The organism is Thalassotalea insulae (genome assembly GCF_030161395.1).
GTDB lineage: Bacteria > Pseudomonadota > Gammaproteobacteria > Enterobacterales > Alteromonadaceae > Thalassotalea_E > Thalassotalea_E insulae.
In genome coordinates this window covers 2,278,649-2,299,652 of sequence record NZ_BSST01000001.1, presented here as the reverse complement: position 1 = coordinate 2,299,652, position 21,004 = coordinate 2,278,649, and the positions used below count along the sequence as shown (strand labels likewise).

At 40.0% G+C, this 21,004-nt stretch carries 17 protein-coding genes; 2 read left to right on the top strand and 15 right to left on the bottom strand.

Translation table 11 applies throughout. The annotated features are described in order from the left end of the window. Positions 1–60: 60 nt before the first annotated feature. Genes QQK06_RS10485 through QQK06_RS10445 form a run of 9 tightly spaced genes read right to left on the bottom strand, consistent with a single transcriptional unit; the run spans position 61 to position 12,303 of the window. A complete protein-coding gene (locus tag QQK06_RS10485) occupies positions 61–3,066 on the bottom strand; it encodes a fibronectin type III domain-containing protein (RefSeq protein WP_284244610.1) in 3,006 nt (1,001 codons plus the stop codon). Positions 3,067–3,099: 33 nt separating this feature from the next. Continuing rightward, positions 3,100–3,870 (bottom strand): hypothetical protein, encoded by a 771-nt coding sequence (locus QQK06_RS10480; RefSeq protein ID WP_284244609.1) that lies wholly within the window; start codon positions 3,868–3,870, stop codon positions 3,100–3,102. 4 nt (positions 3,871–3,874) lie between these two features. Further along, positions 3,875–4,642 (bottom strand): hypothetical protein, encoded by a 768-nt coding sequence (locus QQK06_RS10475; protein WP_284244608.1) that lies wholly within the window; start codon positions 4,640–4,642, stop codon positions 3,875–3,877. Next, positions 4,642–7,656, bottom strand: coding sequence for an Ig-like domain-containing protein (locus QQK06_RS10470; protein WP_284244607.1), 3,015 nt, complete (start codon positions 7,654–7,656; stop codon positions 4,642–4,644). Before QQK06_RS10470 ends, QQK06_RS10475 begins: the two co-directional genes overlap by 1 nt. Positions 7,657–7,703: 47 nt before the next feature. Then, positions 7,704–8,033, bottom strand: a complete 330-nt coding sequence (locus QQK06_RS10465; RefSeq protein ID WP_284244606.1) for a hypothetical protein — start codon at positions 8,031–8,033, stop codon at positions 7,704–7,706. A gap of 54 nt (positions 8,034–8,087) precedes the next feature. Then, complete coding sequence (locus QQK06_RS10460) at positions 8,088–8,414, bottom strand: hypothetical protein (RefSeq protein WP_284244605.1); 327 nt, start codon at positions 8,412–8,414, stop codon at positions 8,088–8,090. Then, a complete protein-coding gene (locus tag QQK06_RS10455) occupies positions 8,414–11,155 on the bottom strand; it encodes a putative Ig domain-containing protein (protein WP_284244604.1) in 2,742 nt (913 codons plus the stop codon). Before QQK06_RS10455 ends, QQK06_RS10460 begins: the two co-directional genes overlap by 1 nt. Before the next feature lie 12 nt (positions 11,156–11,167). Next, positions 11,168–11,497, bottom strand: coding sequence for a hypothetical protein (locus QQK06_RS10450; protein ID WP_284244603.1), 330 nt, complete (start codon positions 11,495–11,497; stop codon positions 11,168–11,170). A gap of 35 nt (positions 11,498–11,532) precedes the next feature. Beyond that, positions 11,533–12,303, bottom strand: coding sequence for a hypothetical protein (locus QQK06_RS10445; RefSeq protein ID WP_284244602.1), 771 nt, complete (start codon positions 12,301–12,303; stop codon positions 11,533–11,535). Between the two features lie 209 nt (positions 12,304–12,512). Here QQK06_RS10445 and QQK06_RS10440 point away from each other — a divergent pair. Together QQK06_RS10440 and QQK06_RS10435 are read left to right on the top strand one after the other, a co-directional pair. After that, positions 12,513–13,639, top strand: a protein-coding gene (locus tag QQK06_RS10440; protein WP_284244601.1) for an IS3 family transposase whose coding sequence is annotated in 2 segments (ribosomal slippage) — positions 12,513–12,738 and positions 12,738–13,639 — 1,128 coding nt in all. Because the reading frame shifts where the segments join, the coding sequence is not laid out codon by codon here. Positions 13,640–14,035: 396 nt separating this feature from the next. Further along, entirely contained in the window at positions 14,036–15,361 is a 1,326-nt protein-coding gene (locus tag QQK06_RS10435; RefSeq protein ID WP_284246608.1) for an ATP-binding protein, read from the top strand. 350 nt (positions 15,362–15,711) lie between these two features. On the opposite strand, the gene QQK06_RS10430 is transcribed toward QQK06_RS10435, so the two are convergent. The 6 genes from QQK06_RS10430 to QQK06_RS10405 all read right to left on the bottom strand — a co-directional run bounded on the left by QQK06_RS10430 (position 15,712) and on the right by QQK06_RS10405 (position 20,950). Next, positions 15,712–16,008, bottom strand: coding sequence for a hypothetical protein (locus QQK06_RS10430; protein ID WP_284244600.1), 297 nt, complete (start codon positions 16,006–16,008; stop codon positions 15,712–15,714). A 2-nt stretch (positions 16,009–16,010) separates the two neighbouring features. Beyond that, entirely contained in the window at positions 16,011–16,781 is a 771-nt protein-coding gene (locus tag QQK06_RS10425; RefSeq protein WP_284244599.1) for a hypothetical protein, read from the bottom strand. 227 nt (positions 16,782–17,008) lie between these two features. Then, positions 17,009–17,854, bottom strand: a complete 846-nt coding sequence (locus QQK06_RS10420) for a putative Ig domain-containing protein (protein ID WP_284244598.1) — start codon at positions 17,852–17,854, stop codon at positions 17,009–17,011. Positions 17,855–17,998: 144 nt separating this feature from the next. Next, positions 17,999–19,720, bottom strand: coding sequence for a GMC family oxidoreductase (locus QQK06_RS10415; RefSeq protein WP_284244597.1), 1,722 nt, complete (start codon positions 19,718–19,720; stop codon positions 17,999–18,001). Continuing rightward, a complete protein-coding gene (locus QQK06_RS10410; protein WP_284244596.1) occupies positions 19,717–20,418 on the bottom strand; it encodes a gluconate 2-dehydrogenase subunit 3 family protein in 702 nt (233 codons plus the stop codon). Before QQK06_RS10410 ends, QQK06_RS10415 begins: the two co-directional genes overlap by 4 nt. Beyond that, positions 20,411–20,950: a thioredoxin family protein gene (locus tag QQK06_RS10405; protein WP_284244595.1), complete on the bottom strand. Its 540-nt coding sequence runs from the start codon at positions 20,948–20,950 to the stop codon at positions 20,411–20,413. Before QQK06_RS10405 ends, QQK06_RS10410 begins: the two co-directional genes overlap by 8 nt. Positions 20,951–21,004: the final 54 nt, after the last annotated feature.

Here is a 21,004-nt window from a genome sequence, read left to right as displayed (position 1 = left end):
TTCTCATGGCGACAATCTTAGTCCTAGCAACCACCGTCACCCTAAGTAACAAATATTTCATTAGTTTATATTTCCATTAATACCGGTTTCCGCAACCGGAGTGCCTAACAGGTCGGTGTGAATAAACAGCACCGTTCTGCCTAAGGACTGGCTATACCCTTCGGATTCATTATGTAAAAATATAATTTCCTCACTGCCATTAATAAGCTTGAAATCAGCTAAGCCATCAGCAGAATAATCACCGCTCTCAATACTGTAACCACTGACAGTGAAGTTAGTTGTTGGTGAAATGGCATCCCATTGTGCTTGTGACAATAAATTAACTGTCCAGCGATTGCTTTCATCACGTTCCAGCTCTATATACTGACCATCGGATAACTGCAGATACAACTTGCTGCCATCGGCGGTTTGATACACCTCAGCCAAGGTACTCATTAATTCGAAATTAACCCGTTGATAGTTACCACAGACATTTTCAGCATTACAGGCAGAAACCCGATAAAAAACCTGACCTAATTCTTGTAACAGGTCATCTGATGTTAGATTTAAATTACAGCCAACATAATCATTCGTGTTAATACTAATGTTACTGGCTTGGCAATTTACCGTTTGCCACAGCCCCACTTCACTTTGTCTCTCAAGTAAGTAATGATCGGCATTCGTGATTGGGCTCCATGCAATATCAAAATTATTAAACTGTGTAGTTGATGCGCGATATAACATTTCGGCAGGTGCATCAAACACAATACTGCCAACCGTAGTACATTGTTTTTCAGTATAATCACTGACACTACCGTCTGAATATTTTGCTCTGACTTTGTAACAATACTCTCGCCCTTCAGGTAATGAAGGGCGGTTAATGGTTAGCAATCCCTGTTTGTCTTTAGCGAAAAAACTTTGCTCTTCATCAACGATAATACTTTTAAGTTCACCAACAATATCATACGAATGTACGCCAGACTGCTGAGGAGGGCACCAACTAACAGGTATAGACTCTCCTGCTGCTACCACTTCAGGAACGCGAAGACATGCAGGTACTTTATGTTCTAGTGGCGGACTTGTTAAAAAAGCAGAACTACTAACCGGAGCAAGATATACCCGGGCAAATTTACCACAAACATTATCATCTCTACAGGCCGATACCCTATAACCCATATGACCCAGCACATTGTAAACAGCTTGTTGGGCACTACCATATTGCAACTGTTTACTTGTTGCTTCCGAGTATTGAATAGCCTGCCATTCTGACACACTAATTTGTTGCTCTAGCAAGTACTTAGTTGCACCAGCGACTGCATCCCATTTTATTTTAAATTCCTGACTTGCTACTTGATTTATCAAAAAATTATTTGGTTTTTCAAACGCCAGATCCCCTATAACGATACACTTGGTTTCCGTATAATCACCTTTCGAACCATCAGAATACCAGGCTCTCACCACATAGCAGTATTCACGCCCTTCAGTACCTGCAGCCCTTTTCAGATGATAATAACCGTCTGCATCTGCATTAAAAACCTGTTTAGCAATCACATTTTTAAGCTCTCCCATCACTTCATACTGTGAGACACCTGTTAATACAGGTGCTCTCCAAGCAACGTCAACCCAACCTTCGGGCGGGTTAACACAAGGAGAATCAGGATCAGTTTCATCTTCTAACTTACAAGAAAGCGCAAAAAATTGAGGTGTTTTATTCGGCACACTGTCAATAGTCGCTTCAAATTCGGCAACAGGGCTGTATTCACCGCAAAAACCAGTATTAATACAGGCATTCACCTTAAATTTGTATTCACCCGCTAGCGTTATCGTTCTGGTCATGGTCGGCGATAACAAGCCAGTAATTAATCTCACCCAGGTTGAGCCTTTTCTGCTCATCTCGACAACATATGAATTTGCACCTGGCACAGGATTCCAGTCAAGCTTTACTATATTATTGTTAACCCCTGATGGCTTAACATTTTTTGGCACACCGTCAACGATATGGGTGACTGGCACGGTATAACTCAATTCAGTTGCAGCGCCACACGAACCAATATTGTCGCAAGCCTTAATGCGATATTTTTGTAGGCCATCACGGTCAAAGGTATCAATGGTATGAATTTGTTCAAGCTCAGTTAAACTGCCACTTGCTACAGACTGCCATTTAAGTTCTGTGCTAGATTCTGAATTCGAAGCTTGCACCTTATAGCTAGTGTTTAATTTGGAGCTTTGTTGCACATTTTGAACATTTTCGGAAACTGTCAGTGTTTCCCGCTCCAGTTGATAGGTAGTCGCATAAGGAGTATGCTGCCAGGCCAAGTGATATTTGCCCGGTTCAGTTTCTGTCGCTTCAAATGAACTCACTGACGCTAAAGTCCGCTCCCCAACATATGTACAAACCGGCGTCGAATAATCACCGTAATCCGTAGCAACTTTCGCCCTTAATCGATAACAATAATCACCTTTTGTTAAAGGGGCCAACCTTACTTCGTGGCGATTATTAGTGAGTTCCGGCGTGCCGGTATATATCGTTGTAAATGTCTGGCCATTCGCTTGTTGCTGTAATTCATAGGCGGATGCATTACTCAGTTGGCTCCACTCAATAGCAAACGGCTCATTATATTTAACGTATTTAGGTACAAAAATGTAACTCGGTAAATTTCCTGGCTCGGCACTGATATAGGTATTAAGTTCATTTGAATAACTGCTACACAAGGTTTCACTTTGGCATCCGATAATACGAAATTCAACAGTGCCCGTTAGCGCCACATCAAGTTGTAAATTATTGGTAGTAGTAGTTTGTGTTATCCACTCTCCATCACCAATACGGTATTCAATCTGGTAATGATCGATATTCGTCTGCGCTTGCCAAACTAATTGATTAGCACCAGATTCAGTGATTAACTCTACAGAATAGGCGTCCCACTGTGAACGAGTGTCAGCAGGCATTACCGGTACTGTTGGTGAATCATCCAGAAAATCGTATACCACAACCGGTAACCAGGATAGATCGACTTCGTCTGCTATCGTCTGGCTATTAACACTCGTTGCTAACAGCAAACTTACAATACTATTTTTCAGTCCTTGCATAAGAATTTACATTCCATTTATTATCTATACGATTTAATTGCCAATTTTGATAATGCAGTCATAATCACCACAGAAAGGATTTTGGTAGGTGAAATCTAGTTTATAGCCGGTAAAACTGGAATTAACATAGGCTAAGCAATCCGCATTACCATTTCGCACGGACTTGGTATATATCGAATAATCCCAACTCTTAGAAATAAAGAATTGACCATTATTCACTGATGAATTTCGACCTACCGCGCCTTCATTTCTACTATATGGCGTGCCTGTACAGTCATTCGTCGTATAATACACTGCAGTATTCGTCCATTGCCTTTCCAGCTTTAACTGCTGCTCACCTAACGGAATATAAGCATACTTATAATCAAATATTCCCTTAAACTCACCAAGCAAGGTAGTGCCATCTGACTTATATAAGAATAACTTTGAACTGCTTTGCTGTTGCGGCGGACTAATTTCCACACTTTTCGCCCGCTCAAACCCTACAGCATCTGCACAGTCATTGGCACTGACTACGGTAATTTTTCGATTACCAGTACTGGCAGTGACCAGCAACGAATACATTGCCTTACCGGTAGCCGTATTTAACGACACAGCCCATTCCTGTTCACTAGCTGAAGCAACACAAGCAGGAATGCCATGCTGTTTAGCTTCATCGCTAGCAAAATACACCACATCAGAATCGACTTTTAGTTTAGTTAAGTTGCCGTCTGCAAAAGCATTGAAACACAGCGACAGCAAAAAACATGATAACGATAGCTTTCGATAATTTCGTAAATCACAAATTAAAAAATAAGAACACATCCCTTTATTCCTCTTTCAACACACACAGGTTTTCACCACATAATGGATCACCCAAAGTTAAATCTAAGGGATAAGTTATCATCGAGCTATTTGCACTATTGACACAACTTAAAACACCATTTCTATATTCATATTTAGATTGAAAGCCTTTTCCATCACTAGTCGGCATGGAAGTATAAAACTTACCTCCATAGCGGTACTTATTTCTTCCTACTTGCGAGGCTCTGTCGGCATAGCCATCCCCCCCGCAATTAAGCAGCTTAAAATATAAACTTGAGTTTCCACCATCAGGGGTATAGCGCTGTAAACTTGTTGACAAAACATCATTATTTATCGGTAAATACCAAAACTCATCAGCGTGGTCTTGATACAAAGATACAAAACGGCCTACTTTAGTAACACCATCAGCCTTGTATAAATACACCGACTTAGCATAATCATCAGAACTATTTACTTCCCCCAATTCAACACTATGGGCTCGTTCAAAGCCAACGGCATCTGCACAATCATTGGCTGAAGTTACGGTAATTTTTCGATTGCTGGCACTGGCAGTGACCAGCAGCGAATACATTGCCTTACCGGTAGCCGTATTTAACGACACAGCCCATTCCTGTTCACTAGCTGAAGCAACACAGGCAGGTAAGCCATGCTGTTTAACTTCATCCGTCGCAAAATACACAACATCCGCAGCTACTTTTAATTTTGTTAAATTACCCTCTGCTACAGTTGCCAAACTAACAACCGATAAGCCTAATATTACTAACTTTTTCACTAATTAATTGCTCCGTTAACGCCAGTTTCCGCAACCGGGGTCCCTAATATATCGGTATGAATAAAAATGACCTTGCGCCCTAGTGCCTGCTGATAGGCACCCGTTTCAGATTGCACCAACAGGATTTCTTCACTGCCGTTGATAAGTTTGAAATCTGCTAAACCATCTCCCGAGAAGTCACCATTTTCCAAGCTATAACCACTGATACTTAAATTAGTAGTTGGTGAGATTGCATCCCATTCAGCCTGAGTGAGCACTCGCCCTTGCCATGCGCCATGCTCATCGCGCTCCAATTCGATATATTGACCATCAGCTAACTGCAGATATAGCTTGCTGCCATCGGCGGTTTGATACACCTCTGCCAAAGCACTCATCAATTCAAAGTTAACACGCTGATAGTTACCGCAAACATTGCCCACGTTACAAGCTGATACCCGATAAACCATCTTACCGATTTCAGGCACAATATCTTCATCTGTGACTTCAACACCGCAGCGCTGATAACTTTGATTGTTATAGGTAAAACTATCTGGCGTGCAGCTCACCATTTGCCAGACACCGTAATAGGTTTCTTGCTCCAGCTGATAATGGTGGGCTCCCGTTAACGGTGTCCACAATAAGTCGAAATGGTTAAATCCGGTATTAGCCGCAATGGCAAGAAATTCTGTCGGTGCTTCAAAAACTAACTCACCAACTAGAGTACATAATTTATCGGTATAACCGCTTGTACTACCATCAGTTAGCTTGGCATCAAGTTTATAGCAATACTCTTTACCTTCCGGCAGCGCTGGACGCACAACCAAATTAAGCCCTTGTGATGTTTTCGCAAAATCAGAAGGTGCGTCTTCCACTACCACTCCTGCCAACTCACCATACAACTCATAACTTTGAACATTACTGACCTGACTTGGGCAAAAGCTAACTGGAATATTTTGCCCTGCGGCGACTTGTGCAGGTAAATCAATACAGGCAGGTACTTTATGCTCTGCTGGCACAGTGGCTAAGAATGAGTCGGTTGTTAAGGTTTTTAGCGGTTCCCGGGCATAATTACCACACACACCCAGTGCATTACAGCCAGAAACTCGATAAGTTAAACGCCCAAGTGCATCATGAATCTGTTTATGGAATGCACTAAAGCGCAGAAGCTGACTGCTTTGCCCACCATAATAAACAGCCTGCCATTGATTACCTTCATTACTGGTAGTAGACGCAGTAGTTTGCAGTTCCACCAGATATTTTTCTGCCCCCGGAATACTGCCCCAGCTCATCATCACTTCTTGTGCGGATTGATGCGTATAAGTAAGAAAGGCTGGCGCTTCAAGTACTGCTTCTCCTGTGCTACTTACCAAGGTACATAACGTTGGACTGTAACTACCATAGGTTCCATCACCAAACCAGGCGCGTACTTTATAACAATACTCTCGCCCTTCAGCCGGAGCAGCCCGTTCAAAATGAAAAATGCCATCAGTATCAGCAACAAACGCTTTTTTCGTTAACCTTCCCTTTAATTCTCCCTGCACTTCATATTCAACCACACCTGCTTTAATTGGTGCTTGCCAGCTAATATCAACAGTACCATTCGGTTGAGTCACTGGTGGTACATGAAACACCTGCGGCACACTTTCATCGATACATTCGACGTTAACAGTGCCAGTGTCAGACAAGGTTCCTTGCAAATCCTGAGAAACAACATACGTAAACGAATCAGTCTGACAGGCGCCATTATCAGGGATATATTTCACCGCACGATTACTGTGCATTGACACCGCGCCATGTTGTGCTGAGCCTACAGATAAAAGATAGATAAAATCATTCTCCGCATCCGTGTCATTCGCGATAACATCATACGTGGTACTCGCTGAACCTTGAACGACGCTCATCAAATCATCAACCGCCACTGGCGCTTGATTTTGACCAGTGACAGTGACAGTCACAGTCGCTGGGGCGCTGTTCACTTCATAAAAATCATCGTCCGCAACCTTATATGAAAAAGAATCTGTACCTGACAAACCTTCGTAAGGTGTATAACTGATGGTTCTATCACTATTGACCCTCACACTACCCTTTTTAGCATGAACATAAATCTTGGGTTCATAATACGTTTGAACTTGAGGGTCATTATTCAGTACAGGGATAATAACCATTTGCTCTTGCTCTGTAGTAGCGCTATCGTCCATTGGATAATAATTGTAATTTTGCTCAAAAGCCCCATCTAAGCTAATTCGTAACGTTGCCCAATCAGAAACATTGCCATCAGGATTCATTACTCTAAAATTAATTTCTTCGACTTTACCCGCTGGATTCGGTACATCAGAGGCTTTCCACTGATATAAAATCTTATTCTTAAACTGGAGCCAGCGACTATCAAGGGTGTTGTATGCCGATACTACAGAACCAAGCATTTCAGGGACATTAGTACGGTATACCGAGTCATAAAACCCTAGTTGCTCATAGGTTTTCTCTGCATTCAACTGAATACGCAACTCATTTAAGGAGTAATTATCATCTTGTATTACATCATTGGTAAGAATAAGGAACTCTTCTTGAATTGACGGCAATGTAGAATTGAACTCAAACGTTGTCTTTAAAAGTTTAGGTGTGCTTAATGGTGGGACATAGGAATTGTCACATGAAACGTTCACAGTAGCCTGAGCTTCGTTATTTGATTCATCTATTATGGTGTAGCTAAAACTGTCATCACCGCAATAATCGGTATTGGGTGTATATGCAACCACCGTTGTGTTATCAAACGTAACTGAACCATTCACTGGTTGAGTTATTGCCTTAATTGCTAAACTTTCATTGTCAGCATCGCTATCATTTGCTACTACGTCCAAATAATAAACTTTATTCTCCCCCGTAGTAACCAGACTATCATCCTGAGCAACCGGTGTCATTTCGACAGGAATAAAAAAAACGTTATTGCCTACCAATATTGGAACTAAATTACTCGCAATTGCATTACTTAAAAACAAGTACAAAAAGGCAACTACACCATTAATTATTTTTTGCATACTAACTTCCTTGAACTCCGTATAAGCCCATCAAAAACATTTTTTATCTATCTTTCATTAATATGAAACCGCTTAGCAAGCATCAGTACAGTTCCAGAGACACAAGAATTATCAACATATTCAATCCACAACTTTTTCTGGCTCACATGCGCAGCAAGCGCAGTAGAAAATAGTATTTTCCCGCTATCTTGAGTTATATCAAATAGCAAAGAAGTGTTATTCAACGCACAGTCAGCTTTGACAAATGGCGTATCCACCTTAATAAATGCATAATTAGGATATTGGCTCATTCCTACACGATAAATAGTAGTTTCAATAGAGCCGGCAACTGATGATGTACTTAGCAACAAACCTAAAATGGTACATAGCATTTTCATTCTATACCCCTTTATTTATTCTTATTAACCTTCAACCCAGAAGTTAGCGCCCACTTACAACAGTGCAACAGCTATTGCCTGTGGTCTCTCAACGCCAGCATGAGCACTACAATCACCTGTACCAGCAATCTCAACGATTTTTTGCGACGCATGAGCATGCAGCAATGCACGGTATAAATTTTTACCCTCAGCGGTTGCTAGAGAAAATGCCCACTTATCCTGATTATCTGTGCTAACACAGCTCGCCAAATTTTGGCTGCGCGCTTCAGACACTGTAAAAATGACGACATCAACGTTCACTTGCACATTGGTTATTACCGGCTCAAATGCCATCGCGCCAGTACATAGAAAAAAAGCCCCAAAAGTCATCCACTTTTTCATTAGTTTATCGTTCCATTTAAATTAGTTTCGGCAACGGGGGTGCCTAAGATATCGGTGTGAATATGCAAGATTTTTTTTACACTGACAGTGATATCAAAGGCAGGAAGCTTCACGGGTTCAGATAAATTATCTGTTACTGAAATAATAATATTCTCATTTACTTCGGCTATTGTCGGAGTACCCGAAAGTTCCCCCGTTACACTGTTAAACTGAGCCCAGCCAGGTTTATTCTCAATGGTGAAAGCTAACGTGTCATTGTTTACATCACTTGCGACAGGTACAAAGCGATATAACTTATTAATGCTTGCATAAAACGGCGGCTCCCCTGATATTACAGGTGCGCTATTGATGACGGGTTGATCATAGACATAACCATCACTAGTTTGTTCTATCACTATTTCTAAAGTCGAAGATGAATCGACTAGCTTTAAATCTTCTAGTGAATCACCGGAAAACTCACCATATGCTAAGCTAAATTGGCTAATAGACAAGGTAAATGCTAGCCATTCTTCCTCGCTTATCTCACTAACAATCCATAACTCATCAACAAGACTAATCTTAAGGCGTTTATTACCGTGTTCAGTGGATAATAAAACCAATAAATCTCCGGATGAATTTTCAAATACCGTCGCCTGATCATAAACATTGATTGTCACCGTTTCGTTTTCTGGCCCACAATATTTTACATTATCAATCAAATTACAACCGACTATTTTATATAGATAAGTGCCTGTATCAGTATGTGTAAACTCTATATGGTAAAAATTATCGGGGTATAATGTTTTGAGATAACCAGAAACACCATAAATAAACGCTTTATCACTGCCATTCTCTTTAATTGTATATGAACCTACAGGACTTGAACCAGCTGTATTAGGCGCTACCTCATCAGATGGCTCCCAATGTAATACAAATTCACTACCTTTTTCCACCAACAAATTTTGTTGATTGGTAACCACAGGTAGGCCATATAAAGAAGCCGACAGGTTTTGAATTGCTTTGGTAGGAGGCTCAGGAGGACTATAAACAGTCACTTTAACGCCAGAACTTTCAGGGCCACAATTTTTCATTGAATCACTAAAATTACAGCCTGCAACCGTAAAATAATAAACACCCGGAGCATCAAAAGAAAACTCGCGATGAAACAAGTCATCAGGATACATTGCTTTTAAATAACCAGAAACTCCCCAGATTGTCCCATAGGCTTCGCCATTTTTTGTAATAGCATAAGCGCCAGTAGGAGAAGGCATCACTTCTTCAGATGCCGCCCAATGCAATACAAACTTTTCATTCGGTTCTACAATAATCTCTTGTATATTTTCATCAACGGGTGAACCATATAACGATATAGACACATGTTCTATCGCTTGTTCTGGTGGTGGATTTTCAGGTATAGGAGTATCCACATAGACAATGACATCACTTTTAGGGCTGCAATCAACCAGCTCATCTGAGTTTGTACTCACTCGGTTACACGCCTGAACTGAATAAATATGCTTACCCGAACTGTTAAGAGCAAACTCCCGATGAAACAAGCCATCAGGATAAAGTGTTTTCATATACCCCGAAACGCCATACAAGGTTGCCAGCCATTGACCATCCAAGCTCACTCTGTAATAACCAATCGTTGAGGGTGCCAGTTCATCAGACGGCTGCCAATGCAGGACAAACTTTTCATTAGCGGTAACACTAATAATTTTTGTTTCATTATTTACCGGTGAACCGTATGTAGATATGGAAAATGATTGAGGCGCAATTTCAGGTTGTTGAAAAATTTGTACCTGCTTTTTAATGCTTGACTCACTGCATTGTTCCATAACATCACAAGCAGTAGCAAATAACCAAACATAGCCAACTTTACTAAAGCTCAAAACATTATCTGAATTTACTGCTATCGCAATATCGATAATTTCCTGTTCAGTCAAATTAGCTGAATCGGATTTCGCATAATAATAATGAAAAGTTAAGCCCGGCGATTCCTCCGGCCATTGCACATCTATTACTTGATTAATGGCATACGCTTTTTTGTTTGTCGTTGGTGTTGCAGGAATACTCGCAGGTATATAAACACTGGTATTAACTGGTGCTGATAACTCACTGCACCCAGCATTATTGCAGGCTTTAAGCTGATAAGCATATTCGCCAGCGATATCTTGTGCTTTATTGATATTAAAGGTTTCTGTGATTTCATCTGCAGCAACTGTGTCGATTAATACATTATTTTCAAACAGTTGATATTCTTTAGCTTGAAAAATGGAGGAGAACTCCAAAGTAAAAGTTGAGGCTACGGGAACTGATGCCGATGAAATTGTAAGTACCGGAATACTCGGGATAGCAATAACCGTAATCGTATCTTCAATATAGCCATTGATAGGGCAATCAACAGAGTCAGCGCAACTTAGACGAACAGTATAAGTACCGCCCTGCCAGGAAGCAGGTATCACAAATCGGTTTTCACTGCCTTGATATATTGTTACCCACTCATTTGTGCCTTCAAGTTGATATTCCAGTAAAAATTCATGCTCAGTATCATCATATGTTAACCAGTTTATAGTAACACTACCGCCGATAGAAACTTCAGGCAGCGACATGGCTGGTGCCCGTGACGTAAAATTTTTCGGATAAGTAACATAATGCACCACATTAGATAACCAACCGAGATCTGCAGCCAAGGAACTGCTTGGCACCACACTACAAAAACACCAAAAGACAATAATCAGCTGTTTAAAAACTAATTTCATGATTTATTATCCTTACCTGCTTATTAGCGCGACAGAATCAGGGCGCTCAATGCCAAACGCATCATTGCAATCTCCCGCCGCGATCACCTCAACCGCTAAATTATTAGCAACCGCAGTTAACAGGGAGGCATAGATCATTTGACCCGAATGAGTGTTAAGGGAAACCGCGTATTTATCTTGTAACGCCTGCTCAACACAAGCAGGTATTGAATGAGCCTTAAGTTCTGCTAACGAAAAAATAACCGTACTGTTTTCAACGTTAAGGTAATTAACCTGGCTGTCAGCCATACTAAAGGAACTAAACAGCAAGCCGAAAGATAGAAAAATTTTTTTATTCATCATAATCCTTTATCAGTAAAACAATCTTACTTTGCTATTTATTCTTCTTTAAAAATACAAGGACTATCACCACAAATATCCCCGCTAAATGGGCTCACTGAATAGTGATAAGTACCTCCGTAAGACTGATCGATGCATACACCATCTTTTCTAAGAACAGAGCGGGGAGCAACATATGTGTAAGCACCTTTTTTTAACAATCCGCCATTATTAAAGTATGCATTTTTAAGGTAGTAAGGTGTGTTAGCTCCAGCGCTTTGTATATAAGCGGTGCCAGTACAGCCACTACTATCGAAATATAAGGAATAACTCGGTTTAAAACTCAACCAATTTTTATTGTTATACGAAAGTATTTGAGTATTATCATCGACAGGAAAATATAAAAAATTATTAGTGTTACTCATTGTCGTTAATATTCGCCCTAACTTAGTCACGCCATCGCTCTTGTATAGGTACATGGCTTTGCCGCTGCCAGTAGTAATAACCTCGGGCACTATGCTCACTCCCATCGCCTGCTCAATACCGGAAACTACAGCACAATCATTGGCACTTTCTACCGCGATTCCCTGTTTGCTTGCCATCGCTGTAATTAGTAGCGAATACACTGCACGGCCAGTTTCAGACGTTAACGATACCGCATATTTCTGCTGATTTTCTGAAGAAACACAAGAAGGAATAGTGTGGGATTTCTCATCTGATAAGGAAAATACTACTGTATCGTTTTCAACATTGAGATAAGAAATGTGACTGGAGGCAAAAGATAAAGCGCTAAACGCACTTAACGTGAAAGCCAATAATGTATTTTTCATTATCATCCTTAATAAAAGTAAATAGAATCATTAACACCTTGATAAAGGTGCTATAAAAATAGCCATATATACTAACGACTAACACAATAAGTTACAATATTTTAACAACACTTATTAAAACTTGCCGAAATTAATACACTTTGGATTTGATCTTCCCCTAACACTGTAGACATCTTTTATTTAGAAAATGAAGTATGATGAGAGATGTTATGAGTAATAATAAATATCCCCAAGAATTTAAAGACGAAGCTGTTCGCCAAGTGGTTGATAAAGGCTATTCTGTGCCCGATGTTGCCAAGCGATTAGGCATTTCCGATAAGTCCCTGTATTACTGGGTCAAGAAAATTAAAGTACCAGCCAAGAAGTCAGCAGAGCAGGAAGAAATCCGCAAGCTAAAAGCTGAGTTAAAACGCGTGACTGAAGAGCGGAATATATTAAAGGAAGCCGCCGCGTTCTTTGCAAGCGAGTCAAGGAAAGATACGCGTTCATAAAATCACGACTCGAAGTCTACCGCGTCAAAGCAATGTGTCAGGCATTAAATGTTCACCGTAGTGGCTTCTATGCTTGGCTCAAACAACCACTATCTAAACGTGAGCAAGAGAACCAGAGGCTGCTTGAGCGCATCAAGGCAAGCTATGTTGAGAGTGGTGGTGTTTATGGCAGTCCACGTATTACGCATGAATTACGCCGTAAGGGAGAAACGTGCGGTGAAAACCGTGTAGCTCGTCTAATGAAGCAAGCCAAGCTAAAAGCTAATATTGGATATAAAAGGCGATACTTCAAGTCAACTGTGCCCGCATTAATAGCAGACAATCACCTTCAACAACAGTTTGTTGTTAGTGAGCCAGATACGGCTTGGGTAGCCGATATTACCTATATCAAAACCTATGAAGGCTGGCTGTACCTTGCTGTAGTACTTGATTTATTCTCGCGAAAAATCATTGGTTGGTCGATGCAACCGAACATGAGTAAAGATATAGTGATCAAAGCACTATTAATGGCTGTTTGGCGCAGGAACCCAAAACATGAAGTAATAGTTCACAGCGACCAAGGCAGCCAATACGCGAGCTGTGATTACCGTGAATTCTTAACGGCAAACAACCTAGTACCGAGTATGAGTCGCCGAGGACATTGCTTAGATAATGCGGTAGCAGAAAGCTTTTTTCACTCACTTAAAACTGAGCGTGTTAAACGAAAAGTGTACGAGACTCGTAATGATGCTAGAGCAGATTTGTTTGATTACATTGAAATGTTCTACAATCGTAAGCGATTGCATAGCCACCTTGGCCATGTGTCTCCCGAAGAGTATGAAAAACAGTATTTAACTGGAAGCTAGAAGTCTACAAAATTGGGGGAAGATCACCTGACTGGTATGAAGCTAATTATCTATGAGGTGATCATATCAGCCTCTAATTAGGTGGCCAAATTCGTTATACCACTACATAATTGTTCACATTGTGCTTTATAACAATCCTAAATATGCAGGGAAAAATAATTAGCATCTGAAAATTTCCAGCGCGGACGTCTGTAATCGCGAACTACATAGGTTGGCGGTTAACAGTTATGTAAGATTGGATTAGATAAATAGCCTTGTCACATTTTTATGCGGGTAATATGGTGTAAAAATAACATTTTTGTGCGCATAAAAGTGTTTTTATTCTTCATTTTGTTGCGCATGTAGGTGTGTTCACATATACTTTATAGCAAGTGAATCTTTAAAAGTGGGTATGTGGTGGAAAGGTTATTACTTCAAAAGCTTATTGCTTGGAAAGATAAAAAGACTCGTAAGCCGATTCTTCTTGATGGCGCGAGACAAACAGGGAAGTCATTCCTGCTTGAAAAATTATTTGGTGCTCAGTTTGAGCAAGTTATTCGTTTAGATTTTTTAGAGCAACCAGCGTTAGCGAATCTTTTCAACGACTCTTTGAAGCCGCAAGAAATTCTAGACAATATCGAGCTTGAACTTAACGTAAGCATTCAGCGCGATAAAGCTCTTATTATTTTTGATGAAATTGGTGAATGCCAAGCCGCAATCAACTCATTAAAGTTCTTTTCAGAACAATGCCCTGAAATGTATGTTTGCGCATCTGGTTCTAATATTGGATTGTTAGGTTCGTTTCCTGTCGGTAAGGTTGAGCTGTTAGAGCTCTATCCTCTTACTTTCGAAGAGTTTTTATTCGCTTCAAATAAAGCACCTCTGATCAAATCATTTCAGCAAAATAAAATGACAACGGTTGTTCATGATAAGTTATTTGGGGTATTACTTGATTATTATTATGTTGGAGGAATGCCGGAAGCTGTTAAAGCTTGGTTCGAAACCGAGGAATCAACCGGAATTTTAGAAAGAACACAAATTGTTAACCAAATTCACAAAGCTTTAATTGCTGGTTATGAACGTGACTTTGGTAAGTATTCAGACAAAGTGTCTGCGCAACATATCCAAGCAATATTTCATAACATTCCGATTCAGCTATCACAAAACATTGATGACTCAGTAAAGCGGTTTAAGTTTAAAGATGTCATTCAGAAGAAAACAAGATATCAAGAATTAGCAGGGCCGATTAATTGGCTAGATAAGTGTAAATTATTATCGAAATGCCAACCTATCGATACTCAGCCGAGTTCGCCATTACCTGCATTAGCAAAAGAAAATATCTTTAAACTTTTTCTTTTTGATATTGGATTGTTAGGCAATATGCTTGGTCTTTCATATAAAGAGCACAGAGATCAGGGCTTCAACTATAAAGGCTACATTGCCGAAAATTTTGTGCAAAACGAGCTAATAGCAAAATATGGTAGTCCAACCTATTCTTGGGAGTATGCTCGAAGTGAAATTGAATTCTTATTCAAGCACGAATCAGGGAGTATTTTTCCGATTGAAGTAAAAAGCGGTAAACGAACCAGAGCTAAATCACTTGACGTTTATGTTCAGCGTTATCAGCCCGAAAAAACAATTAAATTAATAGGTTCACAAGGCTCGGTTGATAACCCAGATGCTTTAGTATTACCACTATACTATGTAAGTAAAATTGAGCAGTTCATCAATGCTCATAACTAATATGTAAAAGTAGTTTATTGAATTACCGCGTATAGCTGTAATTTATTTGCTAAAATGTTAAATTAAAATACGCTTCCGGTTTCAAGTTATCTCAATCTTTTTAGTGGAGCGAAGTAACTTAAAACCAAATGGTGACATGATTGGTGACATAAAGCTAAATCACCTCGCCTAAATAAAGCTTAATAGGCTGAAAATAATGGTTTTTATTTTTTTACTACGTGAGCAGATCCAAAATATTGAATAGTTGTATTCTGGAAAAACTGACAAGCCTTATAGTGAAAATCTTTTCAGGTGTATTTCGGAACTCATTTATAGTAGTACTTAGTCATTCTGCGCTGGTCAATGAACCTTTAAATAAGCCGTTCAATTTCGTCTTTGAACGGCTTATATTGCTTGTCTAACATCAGGGAAATAATGTCTTTCTCGGTATTAATGGATTCAACAATTAACCATTGATCGTTTAATACACCTGTTACATCAAGTGAATTGTCATGAATATTAATCGTTTGCTCTAAAGATAATGTTTTGGGCTTTGCTAACGAAAAAATAACCGTACTGTTTTCAATGTTAAGGTAATTGACTAAGGCGTCAGCATTTACCTGTCCTCCCCATAATATACACATCACGAGTAATATTTTTCTAAACACAATTAATCTTCCTTGAATAGACAAGGACCATTACCGCACAATGGGTCCTCTTTCAATGTCATTAATCTGTATCTAATTTGACCTAAGGTATTTGTTTGACAACTTCCATCGGCATGCATTGACGATTTTAAAGTCTGATAGCTTGAACTGCTCCCAAACATCAGCCCCCCGTCATCAATATAACGATTCTTTACATAATTAGGAGTACTAGAGTTAACATATTGAATAAACATTGCACCCGTACAGTTTTCATTCATAAAGTGCACTGTATAATCAGTTGTTAATGTTAGTAGTGCTCGATTATTATATTTAAGAACTTGGGTTGGATCATCAATAGGAAAATACCAAAAACTATTAATATTATCAGTAGTATTTAAAATTCTACCGAGTTTAGTTACCCCATCATTTTTATACAAATATAATGCTTTACTATCACCTGTGGTTTTAACCTCAGGCACTATGCTAACTCCCATCGCCTGCTCAATACCGGAAACTACAGCACAATCATTGGCACTTTCTACCGCGATTCCCTGTTTGCTTGCCATCGCTGTAATTAGTAGCGAATACACTGCACGGCCAGTTTCAGACGTTAACGATACCGCATATTTCTGCTGATTTTCTGAAGAAACACAAGAAGGAATAGTGTGGGATTTCGCTTCTGATAAGGAAAATACTACTGTATCGTTTTCAACATTGAGATAAGAAATGTGACTGGAGGCAAAAGATAAAGCGCTAAACGCACTTAACGTGAAAGCCAATAATGTATTTTTCATTATCATCCTTAATAAAAGTAAATAGAATCATTAACACCTTGATAAAGGTGCTATAAAAATAGCCATATATACTAACGACTAACACTATAAGTTACAATATGTTAGCAACACTTATTAAAACTGCTTAAATAATAAAACGCCAATCTTGGCACTTTAAACAAATTATTAATCCAGACCTAAGGTTTTGGCATAAGACTCCACCCCGCCCTTCATGTTGCCTAGCTTCCTTAATCAATTTTTTTATTGGCTGTGCCCAATAAGCTGGTATTAATTGAAATGATTTTTTCAGACAGGCCATTTATCACGCTAATATTAAAGGGCTCCAGCGTATCAGTATCTTGCCCATCGCTAACCGTAATCACAATGTTTTCAATAATTCCAACATCCGCTAAAGCAGGAATACCCGATAATTCCCCTGTTGACGTATTAAACGCCAACCAGGCTGGTAACTGAATTGGTGACAATGAAAATTCAAGGTGGCTTAAATCTGACTCTAAAACATTTGGCGTAAAGGAATACGCTTTACCGACAAAAGCTTTTAGCTCTGGCTCACCACTTATGGTAAGAGGGGGAGCTTTAACTAATACTGACAGCGATTTTTTATTCACACACCCTTTTATTGCATTACAAGTTTGTAATTCAAATAAATGTGTACCTAGCATTAACACTTCTTGATATTCATAACTCTCAACACCTGTATTAGTTAACAATTGAACAGTGCTACCATCAGGTTTAATTTGCGTTAAGTTGTAGCTAACTTCCTTAGAATAACTTTCATGCATTCCCCAGTTAAATGTCAGCTTATCACCTGCAACTATCTCAAAATGATCAACGGTAAAAACCCAGGGAGCAGGTGCAGGGCTATCTGGCCAAGGTAATGGAGTGGTAATTCTTCCCTCACTATACGCTGAACATTCCCCTTCATTATTGCAGGCTCTAACCTGAAACATTAATGGATTTCCCATATCCAGAGTATCTTCAAATAGCATATTAGTACCTGAAGTAATCATAGGTTCAGGCGGATATGCTTTAGGGTTAGGGTATGTTGGCAAGCCATTATCAGTAATTAACACCTGATAGATTCGCTGAGTCTGCGCCCACTACATTCGGATGAAATTCATATAGTTCATTTGTTTTGATGGTGGTTACAGGCTCCCCCGAGATTGTTAAAGGTGTTTCAAAAACGGTCACAGTAATAACTGGTCAGGTTAATTTTGTCAAACTATAGTCTTAGCGACATGTTGCCAGCGTTGTTTGATATGTTCCGCAACGCGAAATGCATTGGCATAAATAGTAAAGGTATAAGGCACACTACCGCCGGTTGGCATAAAAGAGCCATCAGTGATGTAAAGATTATCTACTTCATGAGCCTGACAGTATTTGTTTAATACCGAGGTTTCGGGATCATCACCAAAGCGGCAACCACCTGCCATTAAATTAGTAGGCGGATAACTGCTAATTGAAGTGGAAATATTTTTTGCCCCGAGTTTTTCCAGTAACTGCGTGCCTTTTGCTGCCAAATACTCCCCCACTTTTAAGTCATGAGGATGAGCACCAATACGTACTTTTGCCACCGGGTCTCCCCATTTATCGGTAGTTTCTTCATCTAAGGTAACAAAGCAATCATCTGTCGGTAACCAATCATTAAATACTTCAAAACGCAGCGTTTTATAGCTGGTAAATTCTTGGAAAATTTTCTCTTTTAATTGTTCGCCCCATACCAGCTCGTTGTTATCGTCCCATTGCTGCCCCTGAACCCGGGCAATTGGATTTTGATGAAAGAGAAAATCAATGGTGCCACCTTTCGCCTTGCCCAGATTGTTAGCACCGTCAAACGCTTTATCATTAATTTGATACCAGTCCTGCAATGCGCGATTAATAAATGGGCCTACTTGTTTTAACTCGTTTTGTTGCTGCTTGGATAGCTCACTAAAGTAGAAATCTCCTTGACCAGTGCCGCCTGCGCTGAATACTAAATTTTTTCCAACCTGGCCATGATTATTCGCCAGGCCATCAGCAAAATAATCACTTTTTGAGGCAAGTAATAACCTAGCGGTTTCTACGGCCTGACAGGCAACTACATAAAGTGTTGCTTTAACACTTTGTTTTCTCCCCTGTTGATCATAATAATGAACAGCACTAACTTGATTTTTATTATTACTTTCAAGGTGATAAACCTTAGCATTCGCTATAATAGTCAAATTTCCTGTCGCAACGGCAGCATTTAATAAAGCTGCCCGACCACTGCCTTTTGCACCCGACGAACAGCCATAACTGCTGCAATAACCAGAATATTCACAGCTTTGTCGCCCCAATGCCGGTTGAGACAACACAGCGCGCGGTACCGGCATTGCGTGAAAGCCCAAAGATTGAGCGCCATTATCAATCCACTGAGACACAGGATGTTCGGCCAATGGTGGATAAGGAAAGTCTTGAGTAGAACGCGGTTCCTGATTTGGATGGTCTATCACTTTACCTGAAACTCCAACAACTTGTTCCACCATGGCATAATAAGGTTCAAGTTCCTGATAACTGATCGGCCAGTCGACAATATTCGCCCCATCAATATCACCAAATTCACTGCGTAGTCTAAAATCTACCGGTTTCATCCGATGAAAATAGCCACTCATAAAATTGGAAGAGCCCCCTACAACATTACCATTCCAAAAACTCCACCCCGACTCACTAGTTGCTTCTCCCTGCCAGTAAAGACTGCCATCATCATTCTGATATTCTTCTTCGATAACATGCTGCTCATCTGTTAATTCTGGGTTATATGCATCACGCAGACTAATCGCCAATTCATCTTTAAAAAATTCTTTTTCCGTCAACCAGGGACCTTTTTCCAAGACTAAGACTTTAGCGCCCGCTTTTGCCAGGGTATATGCAACTGGAGAAGCGCCAGCGCCACTACCGACGATACAAATATCATAATTCATGCTTTGGTTTTACCTATTAACGAAGACGATTGTGGATTGGTTAGTGAGACTTTGTGAATGACCTGATTTTGCGTTGTCGAGACTCGGCTGCGCGGTGGTAATTCATAATAGCGTTGGCCTGCTTTAGGTAATGGAAAACCAGCTTGATGTTCAAGCCATTGCCAGCCTATCCCTTGAGGATTACCACCATAAGCAGGTGGTGACAACATGGCTTCATAAATATTCAAAATTAACATATTGAGCCAGTTACTACCCGCTTGTGAACGACTGATGCCCTTAAGTACTTGCTCTTTTTCTACTGATGTTAACTCGGTAAAAATTTTTGTTAATTGACTTTGGCTGTAGTCATTTAGCCATTTTACCCCCTGAAAGATAAACTCTATTTCATCTTGTGCAGTTGGCTGTTGATGGACTAACTGATAAAGATAAAATGTCGCGTGAATTTCTTTCGCACCTGGGCCGGATGCTGATCTGGGTAGTAAGTGATTTAATACCGCATCTAGTGTTTGCCACTGTGGTTGTTGCAATGCCTGTTGATATTGAGCTTTAGTCTCCGTTGGCATTGCCACTGCGAAGCGACTAGCTCCTGCGATTGCGGTTGCACCAGCTGCCGATTTTAACATTTGTCGACGAGAAATTTTTTGCGCTAACCAGTTTGGTGTTTTAAACGCTTTATCAGGGTCAAAAAAATTATCCATTCACTTTTACCTTATCAGCTAACTTAGCGATATTTTCGCTATTATTTTTGACCGACCAGCGATTGAGAAATTCCAGCCACGCCTGACGTGAGTAATCTTCTGTCGCTAATAATTCCGCAGTATCTTTTGATAAAATCATTTTGCCGCTCGCCGTTGAAACATACATATGTGGATAGCCTAATACCGGGGGTAACGAATTCATAAACGCTTCATTGTTATTGCTGTCACTGACATTGATTTTTAGCAAGACAAAATTTTGATGCAAAGTTTGATAAACATCCGGATTTTCAGCAAGAAATGCATCCATTTTGTGACACCAGGTACACCAGTTGCCGCCGATTTCGATCAAGACATTACGATTAGTTGCTTTGGCCAGTTTTATTGCAGCAACGGCGTCTTTAAACGGATCTGCCTGATCATTATAAATCTTGCTATATTGGGGTAATTGTTCAACAAAAGAGGCTTGCTTTGCTTCTAGCGTCGCCAGCCAAACAAATGAAAAAACAGTCATTACATATCCGATTAATTTCATACTAAAAACCTATTATCAACAGCTTGTTAGAGATGACCCTATCATCACAAACTA